This window comes from Brevundimonas huaxiensis (assembly GCF_014218725.1).
GTDB lineage: Bacteria > Pseudomonadota > Alphaproteobacteria > Caulobacterales > Caulobacteraceae > Brevundimonas > Brevundimonas huaxiensis.
Map to the genome: position 1 here is coordinate 37,179 of NZ_JABBJE010000004.1, position 25,398 is coordinate 62,576.

General features: G+C 67.5%; 27 protein-coding genes. 10 read left to right on the forward strand and 17 right to left on the reverse strand.

The features are described from left to right. Positions 1–111: 111 nt before the first annotated feature. From HF680_RS09275 to hemE, 3 genes are read right to left on the reverse strand one after another with little or no spacing between them, the layout of a single operon-like run. Positions 112–579 (reverse strand): CopD family protein, encoded by a 468-nt coding sequence (locus HF680_RS09275; protein ID WP_185224862.1) that lies wholly within the window; start codon positions 577–579, stop codon positions 112–114. Next, the gene (gene hemH, locus HF680_RS09280; RefSeq protein ID WP_185224863.1) at positions 576–1,637 is read right to left on the reverse strand and encodes a ferrochelatase; all 1,062 of its coding nucleotides are present in this window, start codon (positions 1,635–1,637) and stop codon (positions 576–578) included. The genes HF680_RS09275 and hemH overlap by 4 nt, the downstream gene beginning before the upstream one ends. Beyond that, positions 1,634–2,692: a uroporphyrinogen decarboxylase gene (hemE, locus tag HF680_RS09285; RefSeq protein WP_185224864.1), complete on the reverse strand. Its 1,059-nt coding sequence runs from the start codon at positions 2,690–2,692 to the stop codon at positions 1,634–1,636. Before hemE ends, hemH begins: the two co-directional genes overlap by 4 nt. 450 nt (positions 2,693–3,142) lie before the next feature. Between hemE and HF680_RS09290 the strand changes: the two genes are divergently transcribed. Genes HF680_RS09290 through dnaQ form a run of 5 tightly spaced genes read left to right on the forward strand, consistent with a single transcriptional unit; the run spans position 3,143 to position 6,847 of the window. Then, a complete protein-coding gene (locus HF680_RS09290) occupies positions 3,143–4,012 on the forward strand; it encodes a pyruvate, water dikinase regulatory protein (RefSeq protein WP_045810959.1) in 870 nt (289 codons plus the stop codon). Further along, a complete protein-coding gene (locus HF680_RS09295) occupies positions 4,009–4,644 on the forward strand; it encodes a Maf family protein (protein WP_317134036.1) in 636 nt (211 codons plus the stop codon). The genes HF680_RS09290 and HF680_RS09295 overlap by 4 nt, the downstream gene beginning before the upstream one ends. Beyond that, positions 4,641–5,471, forward strand: coding sequence for a shikimate dehydrogenase family protein (locus HF680_RS09300; RefSeq protein ID WP_185224865.1), 831 nt, complete (start codon positions 4,641–4,643; stop codon positions 5,469–5,471). The genes HF680_RS09295 and HF680_RS09300 overlap by 4 nt, the downstream gene beginning before the upstream one ends. Then, positions 5,468–6,100, forward strand: a complete 633-nt coding sequence (coaE, locus tag HF680_RS09305) for a dephospho-CoA kinase (protein ID WP_045810961.1) — start codon at positions 5,468–5,470, stop codon at positions 6,098–6,100. The genes HF680_RS09300 and coaE overlap by 4 nt, the downstream gene beginning before the upstream one ends. 24 nt (positions 6,101–6,124) lie before the next feature. Continuing rightward, positions 6,125–6,847 (forward strand): DNA polymerase III subunit epsilon, encoded by a 723-nt coding sequence (dnaQ, locus tag HF680_RS09310; RefSeq protein WP_045810962.1) that lies wholly within the window; start codon positions 6,125–6,127, stop codon positions 6,845–6,847. Positions 6,848–6,914: 67 nt separating this feature from the next. Here the strand turns inward: dnaQ and dapB are convergent, their stop codons facing one another. From dapB to dnaK, 3 genes are all read right to left on the reverse strand, one after another. Continuing rightward, the gene (gene dapB, locus HF680_RS09315; protein WP_045810963.1) at positions 6,915–7,664 is read right to left on the reverse strand and encodes a 4-hydroxy-tetrahydrodipicolinate reductase; all 750 of its coding nucleotides are present in this window, start codon (positions 7,662–7,664) and stop codon (positions 6,915–6,917) included. After that, complete coding sequence (gene dnaJ, locus HF680_RS09320; protein ID WP_045810964.1) at positions 7,661–8,863, reverse strand: molecular chaperone DnaJ; 1,203 nt, start codon at positions 8,861–8,863, stop codon at positions 7,661–7,663. The genes dapB and dnaJ overlap by 4 nt, the downstream gene beginning before the upstream one ends. A 175-nt stretch (positions 8,864–9,038) precedes the next feature. Further along, positions 9,039–10,979, reverse strand: coding sequence for a molecular chaperone DnaK (gene dnaK, locus HF680_RS09325; RefSeq protein WP_255353582.1), 1,941 nt, complete (start codon positions 10,977–10,979; stop codon positions 9,039–9,041). A 257-nt stretch (positions 10,980–11,236) separates the two neighbouring features. Between dnaK and HF680_RS09330 the strand changes: the two genes are divergently transcribed. Genes HF680_RS09330 through HF680_RS09340 form a run of 3 tightly spaced genes read left to right on the forward strand, consistent with a single transcriptional unit; the run spans position 11,237 to position 13,008 of the window. Beyond that, entirely contained in the window at positions 11,237–11,605 is a 369-nt protein-coding gene (locus HF680_RS09330) for a hypothetical protein (RefSeq protein ID WP_045810965.1), read from the forward strand. Then, positions 11,568–12,206, forward strand: a complete 639-nt coding sequence (locus tag HF680_RS09335) for an alpha-ketoglutarate-dependent dioxygenase AlkB (protein ID WP_045810966.1) — start codon at positions 11,568–11,570, stop codon at positions 12,204–12,206. The genes HF680_RS09330 and HF680_RS09335 overlap by 38 nt, the downstream gene beginning before the upstream one ends. Before the next feature lie 43 nt (positions 12,207–12,249). Beyond that, positions 12,250–13,008 (forward strand): dienelactone hydrolase family protein, encoded by a 759-nt coding sequence (locus HF680_RS09340; protein WP_235968926.1) that lies wholly within the window; start codon positions 12,250–12,252, stop codon positions 13,006–13,008. 5 nt (positions 13,009–13,013) lie between these two features. Here the strand turns inward: HF680_RS09340 and HF680_RS09345 are convergent, their stop codons facing one another. The 5 genes from HF680_RS09345 to typA all read right to left on the reverse strand — a co-directional run bounded on the left by HF680_RS09345 (position 13,014) and on the right by typA (position 20,868). Further along, entirely contained in the window at positions 13,014–13,478 is a 465-nt protein-coding gene (locus tag HF680_RS09345) for an OsmC family protein (protein ID WP_045810967.1), read from the reverse strand. After that, positions 13,478–14,521, reverse strand: a complete 1,044-nt coding sequence (gene trpS / locus HF680_RS09350) for a tryptophan--tRNA ligase (RefSeq protein ID WP_045810968.1) — start codon at positions 14,519–14,521, stop codon at positions 13,478–13,480. Before trpS ends, HF680_RS09345 begins: the two co-directional genes overlap by 1 nt. A 125-nt stretch (positions 14,522–14,646) precedes the next feature. Beyond that, on the reverse strand, positions 14,647–16,242 hold the full coding sequence (gene murJ / locus HF680_RS09355; RefSeq protein ID WP_045810969.1) for a murein biosynthesis integral membrane protein MurJ: 1,596 nt from the start codon (positions 16,240–16,242) through the stop codon (positions 14,647–14,649). A 36-nt stretch (positions 16,243–16,278) separates the two neighbouring features. After that, positions 16,279–18,984: a [protein-PII] uridylyltransferase gene (gene glnD / locus HF680_RS09360; protein ID WP_185224867.1), complete on the reverse strand. Its 2,706-nt coding sequence runs from the start codon at positions 18,982–18,984 to the stop codon at positions 16,279–16,281. Between the two features lie 51 nt (positions 18,985–19,035). Then, the gene (gene typA, locus HF680_RS09365; protein WP_039246805.1) at positions 19,036–20,868 is read right to left on the reverse strand and encodes a translational GTPase TypA; all 1,833 of its coding nucleotides are present in this window, start codon (positions 20,866–20,868) and stop codon (positions 19,036–19,038) included. Between the two features lie 233 nt (positions 20,869–21,101). On the opposite strand from typA, the gene HF680_RS09370 reads away from it, so the two are divergent. After that, the gene (locus HF680_RS09370) at positions 21,102–21,407 is read left to right on the forward strand and encodes a UrcA family protein (protein WP_185224868.1); all 306 of its coding nucleotides are present in this window, start codon (positions 21,102–21,104) and stop codon (positions 21,405–21,407) included. On the opposite strand, the gene HF680_RS09375 is transcribed toward HF680_RS09370, so the two are convergent. The 5 genes from HF680_RS09375 to HF680_RS09395 form a co-directional block, all read right to left on the reverse strand. After that, the gene (locus HF680_RS09375) at positions 21,404–21,901 is read right to left on the reverse strand and encodes a GNAT family N-acetyltransferase (RefSeq protein WP_045810972.1); all 498 of its coding nucleotides are present in this window, start codon (positions 21,899–21,901) and stop codon (positions 21,404–21,406) included. The genes HF680_RS09370 and HF680_RS09375 overlap by 4 nt on opposite strands. After that, a complete protein-coding gene (locus HF680_RS09380; RefSeq protein ID WP_185224869.1) occupies positions 21,901–22,335 on the reverse strand; it encodes a DUF1178 family protein in 435 nt (144 codons plus the stop codon). The genes HF680_RS09375 and HF680_RS09380 overlap by 1 nt, the downstream gene beginning before the upstream one ends. A gap of 6 nt (positions 22,336–22,341) precedes the next feature. Further along, entirely contained in the window at positions 22,342–23,181 is an 840-nt protein-coding gene (locus HF680_RS09385) for a carbon-nitrogen hydrolase family protein (RefSeq protein WP_185224870.1), read from the reverse strand. A gap of 3 nt (positions 23,182–23,184) precedes the next feature. Next, positions 23,185–23,442: a glutaredoxin 3 gene (grxC, locus tag HF680_RS09390; RefSeq protein WP_039246689.1), complete on the reverse strand. Its 258-nt coding sequence runs from the start codon at positions 23,440–23,442 to the stop codon at positions 23,185–23,187. A gap of 64 nt (positions 23,443–23,506) precedes the next feature. Then, positions 23,507–24,301: a ComF family protein gene (locus HF680_RS09395; RefSeq protein ID WP_185224871.1), complete on the reverse strand. Its 795-nt coding sequence runs from the start codon at positions 24,299–24,301 to the stop codon at positions 23,507–23,509. Between HF680_RS09395 and HF680_RS09400 the strand changes: the two genes are divergently transcribed. Next, the gene (locus HF680_RS09400; RefSeq protein ID WP_185224872.1) at positions 24,300–25,202 is read left to right on the forward strand and encodes a class I SAM-dependent methyltransferase; all 903 of its coding nucleotides are present in this window, start codon (positions 24,300–24,302) and stop codon (positions 25,200–25,202) included. The two genes, HF680_RS09395 and HF680_RS09400, sit on opposite strands and share 2 nt — an antisense overlap. On the opposite strand, the gene HF680_RS09405 is transcribed toward HF680_RS09400, so the two are convergent. Further along, on the reverse strand, positions 25,199–25,387 hold the full coding sequence (locus tag HF680_RS09405) for a Flp family type IVb pilin (protein ID WP_039246696.1): 189 nt from the start codon (positions 25,385–25,387) through the stop codon (positions 25,199–25,201). The two genes, HF680_RS09400 and HF680_RS09405, sit on opposite strands and share 4 nt — an antisense overlap. Between the last annotated feature and the right edge of the window lie 11 nt (positions 25,388–25,398).

The following is a 25,398-nucleotide window of genomic DNA, read 5'->3' on the forward strand; positions in this document are numbered from 1 at the left end:
CTGGCTACAAGGCCTGCAGGCGTCACGAAAGAGAGGGACCGCCTGCGCAGGACGCCGAACGGTTCGCCGCCAGCGGAACCACAGGCGGCGGGTAAGGTCAAGCGGAGCCGCTTAACGGAACGTCCACTCCGTCGTCACTGACAGCACCATTAGGATGGCCAGAACAAACGGAACCTCGTTGGTCATGCGCCAGAACTTGCCTGAATATTTCGACGTGCCGGCCGCGATCTTCTTCCTTTGCGCCGCCAGGAAGCCATGCCAGCCGCTGAGCAGGAAGACGCCCGCCAGCTTGGCGACCATCCACGGCTCGGCCAGGAAGGCGGCGCCGCGCGCCGAGACGTCGATGTGGATCAGCCACAGGCCGAAGACCCACGCCAGGATCATCGCCGGGTTCAGGATGATGCGCAGCAGCCGCGTCTGCCACAGGCGCAACAGCGTCTGCATCTCGCTTTTCAGCGGTTCGGGTTTGGCGTTCTGCTCGGCGTCATAGGCGTAGAGCCGAGGCAGGAACAGCAAACCCGCCATCCAGGCGATCACCGCCAGAATGTGCAGCCCGCGTGCGAGATCATAGGTGTTCATGCCGCCTGCCTTGCCTTGCGATGCGGACAGGCCTTCCAGTCCGCCTTGCACCCCTGGCCGAACGGCGCGACGCCTCTGTGGGACAGTGCGCCCACCGCCGCATCGGCCAAGGCGTCGATGAACAGCGGCGCGATCCCCACCGCCGGCGCCCGCAAATAGGGACTGGCCCCTTTTTCGTGGGCCAGTTCGCCGTATTCGATATCCAGCTCGACCAGGGTCTCGATATGCTCTGAGACGAAGGCGATGGGCGTGACGACCACGCCGACGCCGTCTTTGGCCGCGGTTTCAATGGCTTCGGGCGTTGACGGGCCCAGCCATTTCATCGGCCCGACCCGGCTTTGGTAGCATATGGCGTGGTCGATCGGCCCGCGCTGCGCCTCGATGGCGGCGACGACGGCGGCGACCGTCGTCTCGATCTGCTCCTGGTAGGGATCGCCCTTGCCGGTCACCAGCTTCTCGGGGATGCCGTGGGCTGAGAACAGCACCCGCACCGGCTGGCCCACCGCCTCGTCCAGCTTCTCGCCGATCGCCTGGGCCTGGGCCTCGACCCAGCCTGTGGCGGCCGGATAGCAGCAGACGGCGCGGCTGACGCCCGGCCCGGCATAGGCGGCGTTCCAGGCCTTCAACGAGGATTCCGTCGTCGTGGTCGAAAACTGCGGATAGAGCGGCAGCAGGACGACCTCGTCGGGTCCGAACGCGGCGACCTCGGCGGCCGTCTCCTCGGTCAGCGGATGCCAGTAGCGCATGGCGATGAAGACCTTGACCTCATCGCCGCCCAGCCGCGCGCCAAGCACCGCCTGCAAAGCCTCGGCCTGACGACGGGTTTCGGGCAGCAGCGGAGATCCTCCGCCCATCAGGGCGTAGTTGGCCTGGGCGCTGGTTTCGCGCCGGCTGGAGATCAACCTAGCCAGAGGCGTGCGCAAGATCCCCGGAAGGCCGATGATGGCCGGATCGTTGAACAGGTTGAACAGGAACGGCTTGATTGAAGCCTGATCGTCCGGCCCGCCGAGATTGAACAGCACCACCGCAATGCGGCGGCCGGGGGTCGCTTCGCTCATTGGGCGCCGATCCGTCTCAGAACCTGCTCGACATGGTCGATCGGCACGTCCGGCAGGATGCCGTGGCCCAGGTTGAACAGCCAGGGCCCCTGCCCCCAGGCCTCCATCAGCTGGTCAACGCGTCGATCTAGCAGATCGCCGCCGGCGCGCAGCAACAGCGGGTCGAGCGCCCCCTGGATCGGCTTGATCCGCTGCACGCGTTTACCGACCTCGAGCGGGCAGGCGGTGTCCAGGGCGACGGCGTCGACCTCAACCGCCTCGGCATACCGCTCTGCGAGCGCCGCAGAGCCCCGTGGGAAGCCGATGAGGGGTACGGTGACCCCCAGCTCCCGCGTGCGCTTCACCAGCGCCTGGTGGGGCTTCAGGACCAGTCTTTCGAACAGGTCGTCCGGCAAGCCCTCGGCCCAGCTCTCGAAGATCTTCAGAACCTGGGCGCCGGCGTCGGCCTGCATCTTCAGATATCGGGCCGTGGCCTCGACCAGAACCTCCAGCGTCTCGTCGACACGCTCGGGATCGGCATAGGCGTAGGTGCGGGCCTGGGCGCGCTCGCCCTTGCCGATGGTGCGCGCCTGGCCGTCCAGCATATAGGTCGCCACGGTCCAGGGGGCGCCGGCGAAGCCGATCAGAGCCCGTTCCGGCTCCAGGGCCGCGCGCACGATGGACAGGGTCTCGCCCACCGCCGACAGATGCTCGCCCGCCGCCGGGGCCAGTTCGGCCATCCGACCCGGGATCGGCATTTCTCCCAAGCGCGGCCCCTCCCCCGTCTCGAACCAGACGTCCTGGCCCAGGGCGCGCGGGATCAGCAGGATGTCGGCGAAGACGATCGCCGCATCGAAGCCGAACCGGCGCATCGGTTGAAGCGTCGCCTCGGCGGCCATTTCGGGGTTCAGACAGAAGGCGATGAAGTCGGGCGCCTCGGCCCTCAGCTTGCGATACTCCGGCAGATACCGACCGGCCTGGCGCATGAACCACACCGGCGGACGCTCCAACGTCTCCCCGCGGAGAGTCCGAAGCACCAGGGGTGTCGGATCGGCAGTCTGGGTCTGATCGGTCATGCCGGAGGATTAAGGTCACAGCCCCCCGCTCTCAATCCCTAATCAGATTAAGAATTAAAAGATTCGAAGTGGCAGGTAGGGCGGTGGAATGGCGGGGATGACTCGATCGGCGGCGGCGGAACAAAAGCGGATATCCACGCCTGGCGTATCGTTAACGGGGATGTCGAAACGACTGATCCCGCCGGTGGACAATCCCTAACGAAACCTTAACGGGCAAGGGTTTGCGGGGGCTTGCGGCTGTGAACGCGGTTAAGCGTCGTTAACCTTTCATTAGGATTTTCCACAGCGGTTGGAAATTCGGTTTTCCGCCTTGGGATGATCCAGCGGCGGACGACCAATGCGATCCACCATCATCCCCGCTCGCGGGCGGATCGATCAGCGGCTAAGAAAAACGGCGCCCCGACGGTCCAACGCCGTCCCCCAACTTTCAACAGGGAGACAGACAGTCTCATGAGCCCTGCGAGACCCTCGGGACCAGCCCGTCTGGCCACCTATTTCCACGTTCACCTGGTGTCGGACTCCACCGGCGAGACCTTGAACGCCATGGCCAAGGCGGTGACCGCGCGTTTCGACGGCGTCATTCCGATCGAGCACATCTATTCTCTGGTGCGATCGTCAAAGCAGATGGAGCGGGTGCTGCAGGAAGTGGAGTCCGCGCCAGGCGTCGTTCTCCACACCCTGGTCGACCGCGATCTGCGCGAACAGCTGGAAGAGGGCTGCCGTCGCCTGGACATGCCCCAGATCGGCGCGCTGGATCCCTTGGTCGGCGCCATGTCGCGCTATCTCGGCGCGGCCCTGTCCACCCGCGTCGGCGCCCAGCACGCGCTGGACCACGACTATTTCAACCGTATCGCGGCGCTGGACTTCGCCATGGCCTACGATGACGGCCAGGGCTCGCTGGATCAGCTGGAGGGCGCCGACGTCGTTCTGTGCGGGGTCAGCCGGACGTCCAAGACCCCGACCTGCATCTATCTGGCCCACCGGGGCATTCGGGCGGCCAACGTGCCCCTGGTGCCGGGTCAGGAGGACGGCGAGCGGCTGACCAAGCTGAAGAATCCCCTGGTGATCGGCTTGACCGTGTCGCCGGATCGGCTGGTTCAGATCCGCCGCAACCGCATTGACAATCTGAACGCCAGCCAGTCGTCGAACTATACCGATCAGGACGCCGTGCGCGACGAGACGATCAAGGCCCGGCGGGCCTTCGAGCGGCGCGGCTGGCCCACGATCGACGTGACCCGCCGCTCGGTGGAGGAGACGGCGGCGGCGATCACCAATCTGCTGAGCGAGCATCGCAACCACAAGATCGGGACGACCTGGTGAAAAGCATTCCTGCTGCGCTATCGCCCTCCGGGCTGCTTGAGCGCGGAACTCTCATCCTGGCGTCCAAGAGCGCGGCTCGCCGCGCCATGCTGGAAAACGCCGGCGTCGCCTTCGAGGTGCGCGTCGCCGATGTGGACGAGGATGCCATCAAGGCCGTCTCGACCGATCTGGACGCCGCCGCCCTCGCCGTTCGTCTCGCGGAAGCCAAGGCCCTGGCCGTTTCGCGCGACGACGAGACCGCCTGGGTGCTGGGCTCGGATCAGACCCTGGCCTTTGACGGCGGCCTGGTCTCCAAGGCCAAGTCTCTGGACGCGGCCCGCGAGCGGCTGAAGGCCATGCGCGGCAAGTCTCACCAACTGCATTCCGGCGCAGCGCTGGCGATGAAGGGCCAGATCGTCTGGTCCGGCGTCGATACGGTTCAGATGCGGATGCGCGATTTCTCGGACGCCTTCCTCGACGCCTATCTGGCGGCCGAGGGCGAGGCCCTGCTGTCCTGCGTCGGCTCCTACCGGCTCGAGGGGCTGGGCTCGCAGCTGTTCGAAGCGGTGGACGGCGACTATTTCACAGTGCTGGGCCTGCCGCTCTGGCCGGTGTTGAAAGAGCTGCGTCGCGCGGGGGTGATCGCGGCATGAGCACGCACCGCATAACCGGGGCCGCCATGGTCGCCGGGATCGCCGGAAATCCGGTCGCCCATTCGCTCAGCCCGGTCATCCACAACGCCTGGCTGACGGCCGGCGGGATCGACGGCGCCTATGTCCCCTTCGCCCCTGCCGATGCGGCCGGGTTCGAGGCGCTGGTCGCGGCGGGACGCGCCGGTCTGATCATGGGACTGAACGTCACCGCCCCGTTCAAGGAACAGGCCTTCGCCTTGGCGGATCAGGCGACGGCGGCGGCGCGGCTGACGTCCTCGGCCAACATCCTGCAGTTCGAAAACGGCCGGGTGCTGGCCGACAGTTCCGACGGGATCGGCCTGATGCGCGGCCTGAGGGAACAGGCGCCGGACCTGGGCGTGGCCGGGCGGCCGGTGGTGGTGCTGGGCGCCGGTGGCGCGGCCCGAGCAGGGTCAGGCGCCCTGGTCGAGGCCGGCGCCGAGGTGCGCATCGTCAACCGTTCGCCCGAACGCGCCGAGGCTTTGGCCGTCGATCTTGGACCATCGGTTCGGGTCATGGCGGCCGATGACGCTTTTGACGGCGCAGCCTTGGTCATCAATGCGCTCAGCGTTGCGCCCAGCATCGACTTCGACCGGATCGCGCCCGGCACGGTGGTGATGGACATGACCTACAAGCCGCTGGCCACGCCGTTTCTGACGGCGGCGCGCGAACGCGGCCTGCCTACGGTGGATGGATTGGCCATGTTGATCGGCCAGGCGGCGCCGTCGTTTGAAGCCCTGTTCCGTCGCCCGCCGCCGCCTCTCGATCTTCGCGCCCTGTTGATGACCCATCTGGGCGAGACGGCATGATCCTGCTCGGCCTCACCGGCTCCATCGGCATGGGCAAGTCGACGACGACGGCCATGTTCGCCGACCTGGGCGCGGTCGTCTGGAACGCCGACGATGCAGTTCACCGCCTCTATGCGCCAGGCGGTGCGGCGGTCGGTCCGGTAGGCGAAGCCTTTCCCGGGGTCGTCGTGGACGGCGCGGTCGATCGCACGCGTCTGGCCGAGGCGCTTGGGAAAGACGAGACCGCCTTTCGACATCTGGAAACCATCGTCCACCCCCTGGTCGCCCAGGGGCGCGCGGCCGATCTGGAGGCGGCGCGCACGGCCGGTGTGAAACTGGCGGTTCTGGACATCCCCCTGCTGTTCGAGACGGGTGGGGACAGGGCTGTCGACGCCGTGGTTGTGGTCACCGCCGATCCGGCGATCCAGGCGGAGCGTGTTCTGGCCCGTCCCGGCATGACCCGCGAACGGTTCGACGCCATCCTGGCGCGCCAGATGCCGGACGCCGAAAAGCGCGCCCGCGCCGATTTCGTCATCAACACCGGCCGGGGTTTGGAGGCTGCTCGGGCCGAGGTCGAGGCGATCGTCGCCGCCGTTCTCGACCCGTCGTGGATATCTCCCCGGCGCGGCGCGGCGAGCCTTTCGCGCTGAGGCGAATGCCGCCATTAAGGGTGAATGGCGCGCGAGATCGTTCTGGATACCGAAACCACCGGCTTCGACCCCAAGACGGGCGACCGGCTGATCGAGGTCGGCTGTATCGAGATTCAGGATCTGCTGCCGACGGGGCGGACCTTCCATCGGTTCGTCAATCCCGAGAGGCTGATCCCGCCCGACGCCATCCGGGTTCACGGCATCACCGACGAAAAGGTCAAGGATGCGCCCAAGTTCGCCGAGATTGCCGACGAGCTGATCGAATTTATCGGCGATGCGCAGATGATCGCCCACAACGCCGCCTTCGACCGCAACTTCATCGACTTCGAATATGCGCGGTGCGGCCGGCCGATCACCGGCGAGGCGCGCTGGATCGATACGCTGAAACTGGCCCAGACGCGGTTTCCGGGCATGCCCAACTCGCTGGACGCCCTGTGCAAACGCTACAAGGTGTCGCTGGTCGAGCGGACGCTGCACGGCGCCCTGATCGACGCCCGTCTGCTGGCCGAGGTCTATCTGGAGCTTCGCGGCGGCAAGGAGCGGGTGCTGGACCTGTCGTCCGCGCCGGTCGGTCGTGGTCCCGGCGGCGCCATCGAAACCGCCGCCTACGGCCAGCGTCCCCGCCCTCTGGCGCCACGCTCCACGCCCGAGGAACAGGCCGCCCACGTCGCCTTCCTCGCCAAGGCGCTGAAGGATCGCTCGCTGTGGGAAGCCTACGGCCTGCCTGTTCAGGAAGACGCGGCTTAATCTCTTTTAGCGCTCAAGTCGTGAGCGACCGCGTCGCGACCATAGCGCGGCGCGCAGCGCCCCAGGCTTAAGCCTGCCGAAAGCCAAGCACGTCCTGCATGTCATAGAGACCGGGGCCGCGCGTCCGCACCCAGGCGGCGGCGGCGACCGCGCCCTTGGCGAACAGCGACCGATCGATCGCCGAATGGCTCAGGGTCAGCACCTCGTCTTCCGATGCGAACAGCACCGTATGCTCACCGATGATGCCGCCGGCGCGGATGGAGGAGAAGCCGATCTTGCCGCTCTCACGCTCGCCCTGGACCCCGTCGTAGGGTTTGGAGCGCAGGTCATCCAGATCCGCGAACCGCCCCTCGGCGGCGGCTTCGCCCAACATCAGGGCCGTGCCCGAGGGTGAATCGACCTTGCGGCGGTGGTGGGCCTCGGTGATCTCGATGTCCCAGTCCTGGGCGTCCAGACGCTGGGCCGCGTGCTGGACCAGGCCGATCAGGATGTTCACGCCCAGAGAGAAGTTGCCGCTCTTGACGATGGCGACCTTCTCGGCGGCCTTCATCAGGTCGGCCTCCTGCTCGTCCGTGAAGCCGGTCGAACCGATCACCAGGGCCGGGCCGCCCCGCTCGGCTGCGCCCTGGGCCAAGGCCACCGAGGCGGCCGGGGTCGAGAAGTCGATGATTACGTCGCACAGCGACAGGTCGGCGGTTTCGCCCCAATCGAAGCGGGCGGCGACCACCACGTCCTCGCGGGCGTCCAGAACCTGAGAGACCGCACGCCCCATCCGGCCGCGATAGCCGGAAATGCCGGCGTGGAAGATTGCGCTCAAACCGCGTTCTCTTTCGACCCGTCCGCGTCCTGATTGCCCAGGATGTCGGCCCAGAAACGCTTCGCCTTTCCGGCAAAGCTGGAATTCCTGGGGTTCTGCCCCTCCCCGAACGACAGGGCAAGCTCTTCCAGCAACTCACGCTGGCGCGCGGTCAGATCGGTGGGCGTCTCGACGAACAGCTCGACAACCAGATCGCCGCGGTTGCGGCCGTTCAGATGAGGCATGCCCTTGCCCTTGATGCGCACGGTCTTGCCGGTCTGGGCGCCGGCCGGCACGGCGACCGAGGCCTTGCACTTGCCGTCGCAGGCCGTGGAGACCAGGCAGGGCGCGTCGATTTCGCCGCCCAGGGCCGCCACCGTCATCGGCACGGGCACGGTGACCAGCAGGTCCAGGTTGTCGCGCTCGAACAGGTCGTGCGGCGTGACCGAGATGAAGACGTACAGATCGCCGCGCGGTCCGCCGCGCTGGCCCGCATCCCCCTCGCCCGACAGACGGATGCGCGAACCGTCGTCCACGCCGGCCGGGATTTTCAGGTTCAGGGTGCGGGTTTTGCGAACCTGGCCATGCCCGTGGCAGGTGGTGCAGGGATCGGCGATCATCTGGCCCTGGCCGTGGCAGCGGGGGCAGGTGCGTTCGACCTGGAAGAAGCCGTTGGCCTGGCGCACGCGACCGGCGCCCTGGCAGGTGGTGCAGGTGACGGGCTTGGTGCCCGGCTTGGCGCCCGACCCCTCGCAGGTGTCGCAGGTCATGGTCGAGGGGATGTCGATCTCGACGTCTTCGCCCTTGTAGGCCTGCTCCAGGGTGATCTCCAGATCGTAGCGCAGGTCCGAGCCCCGGCGCGGTCCGCCCTGCTGGCCCCGGCCCTGGCGTCCGCCGAAGGCGTCGCCGAACGCATCGCCGAAGACCTGGGAGAAGATGTCGTTGATGTCCGAAAAGCCCTGGCCGCCCTGGCCGAAGGGATTGCCGCCCCCGCCGCCGTTCACGCCCGCATGGCCGTAACGATCATAGGCCGCGCGCTTGTTGTCGTCCGACAGCACCGTATAGGCCTCGGACAGTTCCTTGAACTTGGCCATCGATTCTTCCGAGCCGCCGTTGCGGTCGGGGTGGTGAACCATGGCCAGCTTGCGGTAGGCGGCTTTCAGGCCGGGGGCGTCGATCGTGCGTTCGACACCCAGAACTTCGTAATAATCACGCGCCATCGGGCGTTCGTCCTCATACTTCCCCGTTCGCTTTCGCCTCGCCTCTTATCGAGCGTTGGTCGAAATCGATGTCCCGGCTGACATGGGGTCCGGGACCAATGATGCAAGTTTCATGAAAAGGCCCCGCCTATCGCAAGACAAGCGGGGCCGTATCATTTCAGCGACCTGTGACGGATCAGGCGCTCTTCTTGTCGTCGCCGTCCGTGTCCGACACTTCCTCGAACTCGGCGTCGACCACGCCGTCGTCGGCCGGCTGGCCTTCGGCGGCGGCGTCGCCCTGCTGCTGGGCGTACATGGCTTCACCCAGCTTCATCGAGGCCTGGACCAGGGTGTTGGTCTTGGCGCGGATGTCTTCCGGGTCGGTGCCTTCGCGCGCAGTCTTCAGCTCGGCCAGGCCGGTCTCGATGGCCGTCTTCTCGTCCGCGCCCACCTTGTCGCCGTGCTCGGCCAGGGCCTTTTCGGTCGAATGGATCAGGCTGTCGGCGGCGTTCTGCGCCTCGACCAGATCCTTCTTGGCCTTGTCGGTGGCGGCGTTGGCCTCGGCTTCCTTGACCATCTTGTCGATGTCGGCGTCCGACAGGCCGCCGTTCGCCTGGATGCGGATCGACTGCTCCTTGTTGGTCGCCTTGTCCTTGGCCGAGACGTTGACGATGCCGTTGGCGTCGATGTCGAAGGCGACCTCGATCTGCGGCATGCCGCGCGGCGCCGGCGGAATGCCCATCAGGTCGAACTGACCCAGCATCTTGTTGTCCGACGCCATCGGACGCTCGCCCTGGAAGACCCGGATCGTCACGGCCGACTGGTTGTCGTCGGCGGTCGAGAAGGTCTGGCTCTTCTTGGTCGGGATCGTCGTGTTGCGCTCGATCAGAGGCGTGAACACGCCGCCCAGGGTTTCGATGCCCAGGGTCAGCGGCGTCACGTCCAACAGCAGCACGTCCTTGACGTCGCCTTGCAGAACGCCGGCCTGAACGGCGGCGCCCAGGGCCACGACTTCGTCAGGGTTCACGCCCTTGTGCGGCTCCTTGCCGAAGAAGGCCTTCACGGCTTCCACGACCTTGGGCATGCGGGTCATGCCGCCGACCAGCACCACTTCGTCGATGTCCGAGGCCTTCAGGCCGGCGTCGGCCAGGGCCTTCTTGCACGGCTCGATCGTGCGCTGGACCAGATCCTCGACCAGGCTTTCCAGCTTGGCGCGCGTCAGCTTGATGTTCAGGTGCAGCGGACCCGAGGCGTTCATGGTGATGAACGGCAGATTGACCTCGTACTGGGTCGTGGTCGACAGCTCCTTCTTGGCCTTTTCGGCCTCTTCCTTCAGGCGCTGCAGGGCCAGCTTGTCCTGCCGCAGGTCGACCGACTGCTCCTTCTTGAACTCGTCGGCCAGGTAGTCGACCAGACGCAGGTCGAAGTCTTCGCCGCCCAGGAAGGTGTCGCCGTTGGTCGACTTCACCTCGAACACGCCGTCGCCGATCTCCAGGATCGAGACGTCGAAGGTGCCGCCGCCCAGGTCGTAGACGGCGATCTTCTGGCCGTCGTTCTTTTCCAGACCATAGGCCAGGGCCGCCGCGGTCGGCTCGTTGATGATGCGCAGCACTTCCAGGCCGGCGATTTTGCCGGCGTCCTTGGTCGCCTGACGCTGGCTGTCGTTGAAGTAGGCCGGCACGGTGATCACGGCCTGGGTGACCTTGTCGCCCAGATAGGCCTCGGCCGCTTCCTTCATCTTGGTCAGGGTGAAGGCCGAAATCTGCTGCGGAGAATAGTCCTTGCCGAAGGCGCGCACCCAGGCGTCGCCGTTCGGGCCCTTGACGATCTCATAGGGCACCATGCCCTTGTCCTTGGCGACGACGGGATCATCGAAATTGCGGCCGATCAGGCGCTTGATCGCGAAGAAGGTGTTGGACGGGTTGGTGACGGCCTGGCGCTTGGCGGGTTGGCCCACCAGCACTTCCGCGCCGTCCTGGATCGCCACGACCGACGGGGTCGTGCGGTTGCCCTCGGCGTTTTCGATCACCTTCGGCGTCTTGCCGTCCATGACGGCGACGCACGAGTTGGTGGTGCCCAGGTCGATGCCGATAATCTTGGCCATGTGTTCTTCAGTCTCTCTGGTTCGGCGGGCGATGCGGCGGCCTTCGACGAAGCGCCGCGCGTGACCGCCCCCGGTTGGGTTGGCGTGGATCAGGCTGGATAGCCCCAAGTTTCGCGGGGTTTCTCCGAAGCTGGCCCCGATATGGGAAAATCCCCCCCGCACGCAAGGGCGTTATGCGATTCAACGCTTTCGAAGAACGGTGAAATTCGAAGATGCGCAGATTGCGATCATCAGGCATAAGATTTGCCATCGCGCTCTGGGGACCGCGATGAAGGAAGGGAGAGGAAACAATGATCAAGACCATGCTCAAGGCGGCCGTCGCCGCGGCCGTTCTGATCGGCTCTGCGGCCGCCGCCGCGCCGCCTGCTGGGGCGCCGGTCATCCAGTCGCGTGACGGCTATGATCGGCACGTCACCATCAAGAACCGCACCGGCTGGACCATGCTGCGCTTCTACGCGTCGGATTCACGCAGCGACGACTGGGAAGAGGACATCCTGGGCTCGGACGTTCTGGAAAGCGGGCAGGATGTGCGCATCAACATCGATGACGGCTCGGGCGCCTGCATCTATGACTTCAAGGCCGAGTTCACCAACGGTCAGGAGCTGACGCGGTCGCGCATCAATGTCTGTGAGGTCAGCGAATACACCTACACCCGTTGAGGTGAAGACCGCCGTCGAGGGCTTCCGGCTCTGGCCGGGGGCGCTCGATGCCGCGGCGCAGGCTGATCTGGTCGCCGAGGTGTTCGCCCGGCTTGATGACGCGCCGCTGTATCGGCCGACCACGCCGGGCGGGCGGCCTTTTTCGGTTCAGATGACCAACTTCGGTCCGCTGGGCTGGGTCTCCGACCGGGGCGGCTATCGCTATCAGTCGACCCATCCCGAGACCGGGCGACCCTGGCCGGCGATCCCGACTGTGCTGCTCGATCTGTGGCACGCCACGGTCGGCTGGCCCACGCCGCCGGACGCCTGTCTGGTCAATCTGTATCGCGATGCGGCGAAGATGGGCCTGCACCAGGACAAGGATGAGGCCGATCTCGGCGCGCCCGTCCTGTCGGTGTCGCTAGGGGACACGGCGACGTTCCGCATCGGCGCGGCGGAGGGCGGACGCACCACGACGTTGAGGCTGGACAGCGGCGACGTCTGCGCCCTGACCGGACCCGCCCGCCTTGCCCGTCATGGCGTCGACCGCGTTCTGGCCGGATCGTCGCGCCTGATCCCCGGCGGCGGCCGGCTGAACCTGACGCTGCGCTGCGCCGGTTGAGCACCGGATTTTTGGACTGGCTTTCGCCGGCAAGCTGCGGCGTATGTCGAAGATGGATGATCTGAAGCGCCGTTGGGCCCGGCTTGAGCCCCATGTCACCGTCGTGGGCTCGGACGACGATCGGCCCCGTCCTGCCGTGCTGATGTTCCATGGCTGCGGGGGTCTGCGTGATCATCTGCCCCGCTATGCCGAGGTCGCCAAGGCGGCGGGCTGGCGCGCCTTCATCGTCGATTCCTATGGCCCTCGCGGATGGGGCCGGGTCTTCACCTTGGCGGCGGTCTGCACGGGTCTGTCGTTCCGGGGCTATGAGCGGGTGGGCGACGTGCTGGCGGCGATCCAGGGCGTTTCGGCCCGCCCCGATGTCGATGCGACGAAGCTGGCCCTGGCCGGCTGGAGCCACGGCGGCTGGTCGATCATGGAGATGATGAGCGGCGCGCCGACGCCCGGCGCCTTTGGCGTGACCGATCCCGCCGAGGCCGATCTGTCCGGTGTCAAGGCGGTGTGGCTGGCCTATCCCTACATCGGACCGTTCGCCTTCAACCGGCTGAAGCCCTGGCGGCATTGCCCGCGCGTCCTGGCCGTCACCTGCAAGCGCGACCACCTGACGACCGTTCGCAACGCCGAGCAGGTCAACGCCATGATCCGCAACTGCGGCTCCCAGGTCGAAAGCTGGATCGCCGGGGGAACCCACGCCTTCGACGAACCGACCAACAACGGCCCCATGCGCCACGATCCGGAACTGACGACCGAAGCCCTGCGCCGTTTCGGCGCCTTCCTGACCGACGCCGTCCCACACGGCTGAGCCGCCTAGCCGACCGTCGCCTCGACCGTGATCGTCGCGCGGACCGAATGGGCCATTTCGCAATGGTCGTGCGCCTGGTGATGCAGGGCGTCGATCTCGGCCTGATCGGGCTCGCGGCCGGTGAAGCTGGTGAAGGGGCGCAGCGTTACCTCGGCGAGGTAACGTTTGCCGTTTGGGTCCTTGTCCATCTTCCCTGAGGCCTCGTCGACATAGGTGTCAACCACCAGACCGGCGTTGGCGGCGAAGGCCAGGAACCACAGCATGTGACAGCTGGACAGGGAGGCGATCATCGCCTCCTCCGGATCGACGCCGGCCGGATCGGACATCGGCATAGGCACGCTGGAGGGCGCCGAAGACCCCGGCACCACCGCCCCGCCATCGAAGCTCCAGGAATGGGCGCGGCTGTAGCCTTTGTCCAAAAAGGGCTGGTCGCCGCGGGTCCAGACGACCTTGGCCTCGTAGACGCCCATTACACCCTCCAGAAGCCGACGATCTTCTTGACCTCGTCCACCACAGGATCGGCGACCTCGGCGGCGCGCTCGGCCCCGCCCTTCAGCACGCGGTCGATTTCGGCCGGGTCGTCCATCAGGCGGCGCATCTCGGCCGTCACGGGCGCCAGGGACGACACCGCCAGGTCCGCCAGCGCCGGCTTGAAGGCGCCGAAACCCTGACCGCCGAACTGCGCGATCACCTGTTCGCGGGTCAGGCCCGCCAGCGCCGCATAGATGGCGACCAGATTCTTGGCCTCGGGCCGTTCGTTCAGGCCGTCCAGGGTTTCCGGCAAAGGCTCGGGGTCGGTCTTGGCCTTCTTGATCTTGGAGGCGATCGTGTCGGCGTCGTCGGTCAGATTGATGCGGCTGTTGTCGGACGGGTCCGACTTGGACATCTTGGCCGCTCCGTCCCGCAGGGACATGACGCGGGTCGCCGGCCCCTGGATGATCGGCTCGGGCACGGGGAAGAAGCCGGAAACGCCGAAGTCGTTGTTGAACTTCGCGGCGATGTCGCGGGTCAGCTCCAGATGCTGCTTCTGGTCCTCGCCCACCGGCACTTCGGTGGCCTTGTACAGCAGGATGTCGGCCGCCTGGAGCACGGGATAGGTGTAGAGACCGACCGAGGAGCGTTCCTTGTGCTTGCCCGACTTCTCCTTGAACTGGGTCATCCGGTCGAGCCAGCCGAGGCGGGCGACGCAGTTGAAAATCCAGGCCAGTTCCGCATGGGCGCGCACGGCCGACTGCGGGAAGATGATCGCCTTTTCCGGATCCAGGCCCGAGGCCAGATAGGCGGCGGCGATCTCGCGCGTCTGGGCCGTCAGTTTGGCCGGATCCTGCCACACGGTGATGGCGTGCATGTCGGCGACGAAGACATAGACCGGCGCGCCCTGGTCCTGCAGCTCCACGAACCGCTTCAGGGCGCCGAGGTAGTTGCCCAGGTGCAGCGCGCCTGAGGCCTGGATGCCGGACAGGATGCGGCGCGGGCCGTCATAAGTCGCAACGGCGGGGGTCTGGTCGGTCATGGGATCGGGTCTCGGAAGGTCGAAAGGCAGGCGTGGCGGGGCAGGCGGCGGTTCAGCCGCGCCATCGCAGGTCATGGATCAGGCCCGAGGTCGTCATGGTCTCGCGCTTATCGGTTCGCCGCCTGTCAGTCCAGACCAGAGACCGCGCCGCCGCCGGGCTCGCGCTTCAGCGTGGCCTTCAGTTCCGAGAGCGTGACGGCCCGGAACGCCAGCAGGCAGAAGCCGTAAAGCCCGGCCCCGGCGCCGCTGACCACCAGGACAGCGATTTCCTTGGCCAAAAACAGTCGGCTAAGCTGCGGATAGAAGACGTCGGCGGCGAACAGCAGGGCGGCCATCATGGCGCTGGCGGCGATCACGCGGGCGATGCGCGACAGGAAGGCCGGCGACGGCCGCCAGCTGTTCTCGCGGATCAGGACGCCGCCCAACAGAGCCACATTGACCCAGGCCGAGGTGCTGGTGGCGATGGCCAGGCCCAGCACCCCGTCCCAGCCCTGACGGCGGAACCAAAAGAACAGGGCCGAGCCCAGGATGACGGTGATGACCACGCTGGTGACGGCGAAGATCATCGGACGGCGCGTGTCCTGGCGCGCGAAAAAGGGCGGGGTCAGAACCTTGGCCAGGACGAAGGCCGGCACGCCCCAGGCGAACTGACGCAAAACGTCGGCGGTGCGGGCGGCGTCGGCCGAGGTGAAGGCGCCGCGCGTCACGGTCGCGTCGATGATGAAGAAGGGAATGACGAACAGGGCAACCGCCGCCGGCAGGGTGAAGGCCATAGCCAGGTTGATGCCGTCGTCGAGCGTCTTCTGCCCGCCCTCGTGATCGCCATCGACGAAGGCCTTGGTCAGGCGCGGCACCAGGGCCAGGCCGATGGCGACCCCCACCAGGCCCAGCGGCAGTTGATAAAGGCGATCGGCGTTATACAGCACCGAACGCGCGCCCTCGTCCGACCCGGTCAGGAACTGCGACACCAGCGAGTTGATCTGCAGCGCCCCGCCCGCCAGGGCGCCGGGCACGGCGAGCGCCAGGGTGTGACGCACGTTCGGCGTGATGCGCGGCAGGCCGATCTTCAGCCGAACGCCCAGACGCCGCACGCCCCACCACAAGAGACCGGCCTGGATCAGGCCCGACATCGTCACCGCCGCCGTCACCATCAGCAGCACCGTCTCCTGCGGGATCGGAAGGATCAGCGGCGGCATCAGGGCGGCCAGGGTGCACAGGTTCAGAAACACCGGAACCGCCGCCGACAGGGCGAACCGACCACCCGTGTTAAGCACGCCCGACAGCAGCGAGGCCACGGTCATACAGGCCAGATAGGGCATGGCCAGCTGGGTCGCGATCACGGCCGCGCGCAGCACCATCGGCTGGTCGCGATAGGCCGACAGCAGCCAAGGCATGATCCAGGGCATCACGACCTGCAGCAGGATGCAGAAGCCGGCGACGACCGCGAGCATGAAGCTGAGCGCCTCGGACGCCGTGACGGCGGCGGCTTCCTCGCCCTCGCGCGCCCGAACTCCGCCATAGACCGGCACGAAGGCCTGGGCGAAGGCGCCCTCGGCGAACAGGCGGCGGAACATGTTGGGCAGCATCAACGCCGTGGTGAAGGCGTCCATCATCGGTCCCTGGCCGAAGCGCGCCGCCAGCGCCATGTCGCGCACGAAGCCGAGAATTCGACTGCCCAGCGTCAGGGTCGACTGCACCAGGGTGTTTCGGGCGAGGCTCATGCGGACATTCGACAGGGCGCGGAGGAAGGTTGTCGCTTAGCGCGCTTGTTCGCCGGGCGATACGGGCTTTGCGCGCGGGCTGCGGCGGCCCAGGTCGGAGACGTCGCGCGCACTGGCGCGAGCCGAGGCGACCTTGCGTCCGGCGGGCGCGGGCGCGCGACTGTCCAGCACGGCCTCGAGCGCAGTGCGCAGTTCGGTGATCCGCTGTTCCGAGGTGATCTTTCGTCCCTTGCGATCCACGACGTAGAAACTGTCCACTGCCCGCTCGCCATAGCTGGCGACGTGGGCGGAGCGGATGCTCAGGCCTTCGTCGTTGAACACACGCGACAGGTCCGCCAGCAGCCCCGGTCGGTCGGCGCAGGACACCTCGACCACGGTGGCGACCTCGCTGGCGTGATGATCGACCATGACCACGGGCCGGACCTCGAAGGCCGCCTTGCGCGCATTGCCGGCCGGATCGGGCGCCTGGCCGATGCGGCCCTCGCCCCGCGCAGCCTTTTCCAGCGCTTCGACCAGGGCCTTCAGTCGGCGCGGTTCGGCCTGGCCGTAGGGCAGGCCCGCACCGTCCTGAACGCGAAACACGTCCAGGACGACGCCGTCCTCGGTCGCTACCCGCGCGTCGGTCACGTCGGCCCCTAGCGCGGCCATCGTCTGGGCTAGGTCGGCGAACAGACCCGGTCGGTCGGCGGCGGCGATGGAGATTTCGGTGGTCTGGACCGTCAGCCCCTGCACCGGCGCGGTGGGAGCGCTCTCGGCGGCCGCGCCTGTTTCGCGCGCCCGCTGGACCAGGGCCGGATGCGCCGCCAGCGGATCCTCGCGCGCCACGTCCTCGCCGCGGAACAGGGCGGCGACCTGGTTGTAGAGGGTGCGCATCAGCTGACCCTTCCAGCCGTTCCACACCCCCGGCCCCACGGCCCGGATATCGGCGACGGTCAGGACCAGCAGCATCCGCAGCCGCTCGGGATCGCCGACCAGTTCGGCGAAGGCGCGGATCGTCGCCGGGTCCGACAAGTCGCGCTTCTGGGCATAGTCCGACAGCGCCAGATGGCTGCGCACCAGCCAGACGACCAGTTCGATCCGGCGCGGATCGACGCCCAGCCGCTCGCAGGCCCGACGCGCGGCGATGGCCCCGTCCTCCAGCTGCCCCCGCTCGCCGCCCTTGCCCACGTCATGCAACAGCATGCCCAGCATCAGGGCTTCCATGTCCGAGATCAGATGCACGATCTCGCTGGCCATCGGGTGGTCGGTCTTCAGCTTGCCACGCGCGATGTCGTTGATGATCCCGATGGCCTGAAGCGTGTGCTCGTCGACCGTATAGGCGTGGTACATGTTGAACTGGGTCTGGCCGACGATGCGCCCCCATTCGGGCAGGAACCGGCCCAGCAGGCCCGTCTCGTTCATGATGGTCAGGACGCGATAGGGCCGCTGCCCATGCGCCAGAATGTCCAGAAACGCCCGCGTCGCCGCCGGATCGCGCCTCAGCCGGGGCGTCACCAGCGACAGCGACCGCGTCACCGCCGAAAAGGCGTCCGGGTGCAGGTCCAGGTCATGTTTGTCGGCGCAGACGAACAGGGTCAGCAGCTTGACCGGATCGGCGGCGAACACCTCCGGCCCCTCGACCGACAGACGGCCCTGATCGATCCAGAACCCCTCGACCTCCAGCTTGCGGCGGGGGGCGGGCCGAAACGGCGCCATCAGACGCGACAGGCCGTGCGCCGTCTTCTGGTGCCGCGCCTCCAGCTTGGCCGACATGGCGCGGGTCAGGGCGCCGACGTCGCGGGCCACCAGAAAGTATCGCCGCATGAACCGCTCGACCGCCGGTTCGTCGCCACGCCCGCGCCAGCCCATGCGCCGGGCCACCTCGGGCTGCATGTCGAACGTCAGCTTCTCTTCGGCCCGGCCCGCGATCAGATGCAGATGGATGCGGACCCGCCACAGGAAGTCGAACGCCTCGTCCGACGTCCGTCGCTCGCGCGGGGTGAACAGTTCGTCCATCACCGTGGCGCCCAGCCGGCTTTCGGGCGCCAGGGATCGGGCGATCCAGTACAGGGTGTTCAGGTCGCGCAAGCCCCCCTTGCCGTCCTTGACGTTGGGTTCGACCTTGTAGCGGGTCGAGCCGGCCTTCTCGTGCCGCGCGGCCCGCTCCTCCAGCTTGGCGGCGATGAAGGGGCGCGGATCGGATTTCGACACCATGTCGCGAAACCGGCCGATCATCAGCTGGGCCAGCGCCTCGTCCCCCGCCAGCGGACGCGCCTCCAGCAGGGTCGTCCGCACCGTCATGTCGGTGCGCGACAGGCTCAGACACTCCTCGACCGAGCGCACCGCCGATCCGACCTTGGCCCCCAGGTCCCACAGCACATAGAGGACGAACTGGATCACCTGCTCGCCGCGCGGCGTCGCCTTGGACGATCTCAAAAACAGCAGGTCCAGATCGGAATGGGGCGCCAGCACGCCCCGGCCGTACCCCCCGACCGCGACCAGGGCCAGCCGTTCGGCCTCGACCGGCGATGTCGGCCACAGCGTCTGGGTCGCCACCCGCCACAGGCCGGCCAGCATCTCGTCGGCGGCGGCGGCGTACAGACGCGCCACGTCGCGGCCCTTCATGCCGCCATCCAGCTTGCGCTCGGCCCGCGCGCGGGCGGCGTCATAGGTCTCGCGCAAAACGACAGAGACCGCCGCGCGCGGGTCTTCCGCGCGGGCGGCCTCGTCAAGGCGATCATCCAGACTGGGCGAGGCGTTCATGTCAGCCGTCTATAGGCCCCATCCCACCCCGCGTCAGTCAGGGATTGCGGACTACTCCGGGCGAACGCGCTTCTTGCGGAACGACGGGTTCAGCACCTGCTTGCGCAGGCGGATGGACTTGGGCGTCACCTCGACCAGCTCGTCGTCGTCGATATAGGCGATGGCCTGTTCCAGCGACATTTGGCGCGGCGGGGTCAGGCGCACGGCCTCATCTTTGCCGGCGGCGCGGACGTTGGTCAGCTGCTTGCCCTTGATCGGGTTGACGTCCAGGTCGTCCCAGCGCGCGTTCTCGCCGATGATCATGCCCTGATAGGTCTTTTCGCCCGCGCCGACGAACATGACGCCGCGGTCTTCCAGGTTCCACAGGGCGAAGGCGGCGGTTTCACCGTCGGAATTCGAGATCAGAACGCCCTTCAGACGACCGGCGATGGCGCCCTTGTGCGGCTCATAGTGGCTGAACACGCGGTTCAGCACGCCCGAACCGCGCGTGTCGGTCAGGAACTCGCCCTGATAGCCGATCAGGGCGCGCGACGGCGCCTTCAGGCTGATGCGGGTCTTGCCGGCGCCCGACGGGCCCATGTCGGCCAGCTCGGCCTTGCGGGCCGACAGCTTTTCGATGACCACGCCGGTGAACTCGTCGTCCACGTCGATCATGACGTCTTCGATCGGCTCCAGCTTCTCGCCGTTCTCGCCTTCCTTGAACACGACGCGCGGACGCGAGATCGAAACCTCGAAGCCTTCGCGACGCATGTTCTCGATCAGAACGCCCAGCTGCAGTTCGCCGCGGCCGGCGACCTCATAGGCGTCGCCGCCTTCGGTCGTCGTCACGCGGATGGCGACGTTGGCCTCGGCTTCCTTCAGCAGGCGGTCGCGGATGACACGCGACTGGACCTTGTCGCCTTCACGGCCGGCCAGGGGGCTGTCGTTGACCGAGACGGTCATGGAGATGGTCGGCGGATCGATCGGCTGGGCGTCCAGCGGCTCGGTCACTTCCATGGCGCACAGGGTGTCGGCCACGGTCGCCTTGGACATGCCGGCGATGGCGACGATGTCGCCCGCTTCCGAACCCTCGTCCAGCGGCTGGCGCTTCAGGCCGCGGAAGGCCAGCACCTTGGTGATGCGGCCGCGTTCGATTTCCTTGCCTTCACGGTCCAGGGCGTGGATCGCCATGCCGGGCACGGCCTTGCCGCTCTCGATCCGGCCGGTCAGCAGGCGGCCCAGGAAGGGATCGCTTTCGATCAGCACGTCCAGCATGCGGAACGGCTTGTCCTTGTTGGCCTGAACAGCGGGCGGCGGGACGTGATCGACGATCAGGTCGAACAGCGGGGCCAGATTATCGTTGGGCTGGTTCAGGTCCAGCGTCGCCCAGCCGTTGCGGCCCGAGGCGTAGATGTGCGGGAAGTCCAGCTGCTCGTCCGTCGCGCCGATGGCGGCGAACAGGTCGAAGGTCTCGTTGTGGACGCGGTCCGGATCGGCGTGGGCGCGGTCGACCTTGTTGATGCACAGGATCGGGCGCAGGCCCATCTTCAGCGCCTTGGTCAGCACGAACTTGGTCTGGGGCATGACGCCCTCTTCGGCGTCGACCAGGATGACGCAGCCGTCCACCATGCCCAGGATGCGCTCGACCTCGCCGCCGAAGTCGGCGTGGCCGGGGGTGTCGATGATGTTGATGCGGGTTTCGCCCGCCTTGCCGTTCCAGAGCACGGACGTGCACTTGGCCAGGATGGTGATGCCGCGCTCTTTTTCCTGGTCGTTGGAGTCCATGGCGCGCTCGGTCGTCGCCTCATTGGCTCGGAACACGCCGGATTGGGCGAGCAGTTGGTCAACCAGGGTCGTTTTGCCGTGGTCAACGTGGGCGATGATGGCGACGTTGCGCAGGTTCATTTGAGTATCGCGAAAAGGCGCGGCCGGCATACGGGCGGCCGCTGGTCATGAAAAGGCATGCGGGAGGCGCGCGCCTCTTACAGGCATGTGGACAGAAAGACCAGAGCGGGCGTTCGTCGCGCCGATCGCCGCCTTACCGATATTTCATCCCCGACGCCGCATCCGACGCCGCCGACGGACGCCTCTTTCCCACGACGGGCCTGGCGCAGGCCCATTCCGAAGGGTAGATGAATATGGGTTTGATGATCGCAGCCGCGCTTGCCGCCGCCCTTGCCGCGGGCCAAGCGCCGGACATGCATGTGAACGCCGAGGGGTTGAACATGGCCCGACCCGGCGAGGCGATGATCCTGGCCGGCCGCATTCGCGCCGCCAGCCATGACTGGTGCGCCGTCCATCGCGCGGTCCTGACGCCTGACAGTCTTGGCGACCCCAGCGTCTGCGAGCGTGAAATGCGACGCCGGGCCTATGTCGCCCTGCCGCGTCCTCAACGCATCCATTTCGTGCGCGCGGGCGGCCAGACCGCGCTCAATCGCCGCTAGAGCAGCCGCAGCATATAGCGGGCGTCGGCGCCGTAGCTGGCCAGCTTGGCCGCCATGGTCTCGGCGGGCTGCTCGACGAAACCGTGTCGCGACCAGAAGCCGACGGCGTCATTGACGGCGACCAGGGCGATGGCGGGCCAACCGTCCTCCGTCGCCTGTTCGGCCAGTCGCTCGACGATGACGCCGGTCACGCCCCCGCCTCGCGCCTCGGGGTGCAGGGCCAGATCGTGCAGATAGATCAGGTCCGGCTGGGCCGGCAGGCCCTCGATCACCGTGTTCAGGGGCGGCGCGCTCTCGGTCTTCCACGGATAGGCGATCAAATAGCCCCGCGCGGCGCCCTCGTCCTCCGCCAGCACGAAACAGCCGCGTGGATAAAGCGCCAGCCGGTTCTGGAAACAGGCCCGATCCTCGAAATGGTCGGGAAACGACAGCCGCGCCACCTCCACCACCGCATCGATGTCCGTCGGCCGCATGGGTCGCCATTGCCGGGTCATCAGTTCACCTTTGTCGGATCGACGGGCGCAGCCGGCAGGGCCGAGACCGGCACCCCGTCGTCCTTCAGTTTCCGGACCTCGGCGGGCGTGGCCTCGCCATAGATTTCGCGCTTCTCGGACCGGCCCTCGTGGATGTCGCGCGCCTCGCGGGCGAAGGCGTCGCCGACATAGTCGAAGTTGGCCTCGACATGGGCGCGGACCTCGCGGGCGGCGGCCATCATCATCGTCTGCATCTTGGCGGCGACGTCAGAGGCCGGATCGGCCTTGCGGGCGCCGCTGACCGCCGGGGCCATGATCGCCTTTTCGACCGCGTGCGAACCACAGAACGGGCATTCCACCAGCCCCCGCGCCGCCTGATCGTCATAGTCGGTCGAGGAGCCGAACCAGGCTTCGAAGGCGTGGGCCTGGTCGCATTTCAGGGCGTAGCGGATCATGGGGCGTCAGGTGGCGGGCAGGAAATCGCGATCGTGGGTCAGGCTGGGCACGGCGGCGCGCGCCCTGGCCACGGCTTCCATGTCCAGTTTCGCACGCACGATGCAAGGTTCGTCATGATCCGCCTTGGCGATGATCTCGCCCCAAGGGCCGACGACGGTGGATCGCCCCCAGGTGCGACGGCCGTCCTCGTGCAATCCGCCCTGCGCCGGGGCCAGGACGAAGGCGCCCGTCTCGATAGCGCGGGCGCGTAGCAGGGTTTCCCAATGCGCCTCTCCGGTCGGGGCGGTGAAGGCGGCCGGCACGGTGATCATCGACGCCCCGGCCTTGGCCAGCTGGCGATGCAGGTGGGGAAAGCGGATGTCGTAGCAGATGGTCAGGCCCAGGCGACCCCAAGGCGTATCCGCCACCACCGCCCCGTCGCCGGGCCTCACCGTCGCGCTTTCGCGATAGGTCTCGCCATTGGGCAGGCTCACGTCGAAGACATGCAGCTTGTCGTATCGGGCCACGATCCCGCCCGACGCATCGATCAGCAGCGACCGATTGGCGGCGCGGCCGTCTCCCACCCGGCCAGACCGGACGATGGCCGAACCGAGCAGCAGCCAGACGCCCAGCTCCGCCGCCAGACGACACAGGCCCAGCACGGCGACATCCTCGTCCTCGGTCGAGATCGCCGCCTCACGCCGGTCGCGGCGTTGCTCCAGGACATTGGTCCCCTCGGGCGTCAGGACGAACTTCGCCCCGCCCGACGCCGCCTCGCGGATCAGGGGCTCGACATGGGCCAGCGCCGCTCGCACCGTCGCCGGCGTGCGCGTCTGGATCAGGGCGATGTCGAGCCCGCTGCTCATGGATCAGGCGGCCAGAAGTCCGTCCAGCTTGCCGTCGCGATCCAGCGCGTGGATGTCGTCGGAACCGCCGACGTGCTGGCCGCCGATGAAGATCTGCGGGAAGGTCATCCGGCCGCCCGACTTCTCGACCATCTCGGCCTTCTTGTCGGGATCGTTGGAGGCGACGATCTCCGTATAGTCCACGCCCTTCTTCTTCAGCAGCGACATGGCGCTGAAGCAGTAGGGGCAGCCAGGCTTGGTATAGATGACGACGTCGGCCAAAATCAGATCTCCAGAAGTGAGGGCGCCCTAAAGCAGCGAACCGCCGCGCGGCGAGCGCTAGGGCCTACATAATAAGTTCACGGGCGTTTCGCACCCGCGCGATGACGGCGAGATCCACGGCGCGCGCTCCGGCGTCGATCAGGGCGCGCGCGCAGGCCTCTCCCGTCGCGCCCGTGGTCAACACATCGTCGATCAGAAGGATGCGTCGTCCCCGGATCCGACGCCGCCCCGCCTCGGTCACGGCGAAGGCCTTCTTGACGTTCAGCCGCCGCCCCCGCCGGCTCTTGCCCCCCTGGCTGGTCGTGTGGCTCGTGCGGACCAGCGCGTCGGGCAAATAGTCGCGGCCGGCGTGCCGGGCCAGCGGCCGGGCGATTTCGGCCGCCTGATTGAACCGCCGCGACAACAGGCGAAACCGATGCAGCGGCACGGGCACAATCACGTCCGCGTCTTCGACCAGATCGGCCGCAGCGCGCCCGATCCAGCGCGCGAACAGGGGCGCGAACTGTTGCTGGTCCCCGTGCTTGAACCTCAGGATCAGGCCACGCGACGCCTCATCATACAGGCAGGCCGCCCGCGCCCTCTCGAAGGCGTAGGGCTTGGCGATACAGGCGGCGCAGCGATCCTCGGCGAAGGCGCCGCCGTCAAAGTCGAAGGCCGCTCCGCAACCGTCGCAGACCGGCGCTTCCAGGAATCTGATCCGGCTCCAGGCGTCGGGCGTCAGGCCGGCCGCAGCCGTCGCCTCTCGGCTGTCATGCGCCATCGGCGGCAGGATCAGGTCGGCCAGTCCCCGCCCCGCTCCGCGCAAGTGACGCCCCGCCCCTTCCCAGGCGCGTCGCCAGCCCCCATCCTGTGCGTCCATGACCGCCCCCCAATCCCCTTCCGACGGCCCCCCGTGCATCTTCGACGCCGTGCGACGTCAGGCGCGGCTGGCGCGGTCCGCCGCCCGGTTCCCCCAGGCCGACTTCCTGCATGCCCGCGCTGCCGCCAACGCCACCGAGAGCCTGGAAGCCATATTGCGCGATTTTCCCGTTGCGGTCGATCTGTCCGCCCATCCAGGCGTGTTCGATGCGGCGGTCCGGTCCAGCGACGCTGCGGAACGGGTCGGTCCCGTCCAGACGCCCGTCTCCCTGGCCCAGCGCGCAGCGCCGGGGGCGGACGCGCTGCCGCTGGCCGACGCCTCGACCGATCTGATCGTCTCTCTTTTGACCCTTCACTGGGCCAACGACCTGCCCGGCGCCCTGGCCCAGATCCGGCGCGCGTTGAAACCGGACGGCCTGTTCATCGGCACGCTGTTCGGCGCGGGCACGCTGAAAGAGCTTCGCGCCGTCCTGACCGAGGTCGAGCTAGAGGAGCGCGGCGGCGCCCAGGCGCGGGTTTCGCCCTTCGCTGACGGCTATGACGGAGCGGCCCTGCTGCAGCGCGCCGGGTTCGCCCTGCCGGTATCGGACGTGGACCGCTTCACTGTCCGCTACGCCGACCTGTTCGCCCTGATCCGCGACCTGCGCGCCATGGGGGAGACCAATGTGCTGCACGGACCCGTTCGGCCGTTGAGCCGCCGCATCGTGGCGCGCGCCGCCGCCCTCTATGCCGAGCGCTACGGTCTCGACGACGGCCGCATCCCGGCGACGTTCGAGATCATCCATCTGGCCGGATGGAAACCCCACGACAGCCAGCAGAAGCCCCTGCCGCGCGGCTCGGCCAAGACGCGGCTGGCCGATGCCCTGGGCGTCAAGGAAATGACGGGCGAAGAGCCGGACTAGCTGATCGCAGCCTGTATGGCGGCGCTCAACTTGTTCACCGTGGCGGCCAGGCCGCCGTTCTGGCTGTTCGCCAAGGCGCTGATCGAGGTCACGATCGCCAGGAAGATCAGGGCGCAGAGCAGGCCGTATTCAATGGCTGTGGCCCCGCTCTCATTGCGCAGGAACCGGCCGATAAGACGTCGCATGGCCGGCCTCC

Bases quoted from the DNA above. Each gene is read 5' to 3' on its own strand.
- HF680_RS09345 (WP_045810967.1), bottom strand. From the start codon at position 13,478: ATGGGCGTCTACGAGGCCAAGGTCGTCTGGACCCGCGGCGACCAGCCC.
- trpS (WP_045810968.1), bottom strand. From the start codon at position 14,521: ATGACCGACCAGACCCCCGCCGTTGCGACTTATGACGGCCCGCGCCGC.
- HF680_RS09375 (WP_045810972.1), bottom strand. From the start codon at position 21,901: ATGACCCGGCAATGGCGACCCATGCGGCCGACGGACATCGATGCGGTG.
- HF680_RS09385 (WP_185224870.1), bottom strand. From the start codon at position 23,181: ATGAGCAGCGGGCTCGACATCGCCCTGATCCAGACGCGCACGCCGGCG.
- murJ (WP_045810969.1), bottom strand. From the start codon at position 16,242: ATGAGCCTCGCCCGAAACACCCTGGTGCAGTCGACCCTGACGCTGGGC.
- HF680_RS09330 (WP_045810965.1), top strand. From the start codon at position 11,237: ATGATCAAGACCATGCTCAAGGCGGCCGTCGCCGCGGCCGTTCTGATC.
- HF680_RS09290 (WP_045810959.1), top strand. From the start codon at position 3,143: ATGAGCCCTGCGAGACCCTCGGGACCAGCCCGTCTGGCCACCTATTTC.
- HF680_RS09300 (WP_185224865.1), top strand. From the start codon at position 4,641: ATGAGCACGCACCGCATAACCGGGGCCGCCATGGTCGCCGGGATCGCC.
- typA (WP_039246805.1), bottom strand. From the start codon at position 20,868: ATGAACCTGCGCAACGTCGCCATCATCGCCCACGTTGACCACGGCAAA.
- HF680_RS09400 (WP_185224872.1), top strand. From the start codon at position 24,300: ATGACCGCCCCCCAATCCCCTTCCGACGGCCCCCCGTGCATCTTCGAC.
- glnD (WP_185224867.1), bottom strand. From the start codon at position 18,984: ATGAACGCCTCGCCCAGTCTGGATGATCGCCTTGACGAGGCCGCCCGC.
- dnaQ (WP_045810962.1), top strand. From the start codon at position 6,125: ATGGCGCGCGAGATCGTTCTGGATACCGAAACCACCGGCTTCGACCCC.
- HF680_RS09405 (WP_039246696.1), bottom strand. From the start codon at position 25,387: ATGCGACGTCTTATCGGCCGGTTCCTGCGCAATGAGAGCGGGGCCACA.
- hemH (WP_185224863.1), bottom strand. From the start codon at position 1,637: ATGAGCGAAGCGACCCCCGGCCGCCGCATTGCGGTGGTGCTGTTCAAT.
- HF680_RS09395 (WP_185224871.1), bottom strand. From the start codon at position 24,301: ATGGACGCACAGGATGGGGGCTGGCGACGCGCCTGGGAAGGGGCGGGG.
- hemE (WP_185224864.1), bottom strand. From the start codon at position 2,692: ATGACCGATCAGACCCAGACTGCCGATCCGACACCCCTGGTGCTTCGG.
- HF680_RS09335 (WP_045810966.1), top strand. From the start codon at position 11,568: ATGTCTGTGAGGTCAGCGAATACACCTACACCCGTTGAGGTGAAGACC.
- HF680_RS09275 (WP_185224862.1), bottom strand. From the start codon at position 579: ATGAACACCTATGATCTCGCACGCGGGCTGCACATTCTGGCGGTGATC.
- coaE (WP_045810961.1), top strand. From the start codon at position 5,468: ATGATCCTGCTCGGCCTCACCGGCTCCATCGGCATGGGCAAGTCGACG.
- dnaJ (WP_045810964.1), bottom strand. From the start codon at position 8,863: ATGGCGCGTGATTATTACGAAGTTCTGGGTGTCGAACGCACGATCGAC.
- HF680_RS09380 (WP_185224869.1), bottom strand. From the start codon at position 22,335: ATGATCCGCTACGCCCTGAAATGCGACCAGGCCCACGCCTTCGAAGCC.
- HF680_RS09340 (WP_235968926.1), top strand. From the start codon at position 12,250: ATGTCGAAGATGGATGATCTGAAGCGCCGTTGGGCCCGGCTTGAGCCC.
- HF680_RS09370 (WP_185224868.1), top strand. From the start codon at position 21,102: ATGGGTTTGATGATCGCAGCCGCGCTTGCCGCCGCCCTTGCCGCGGGC.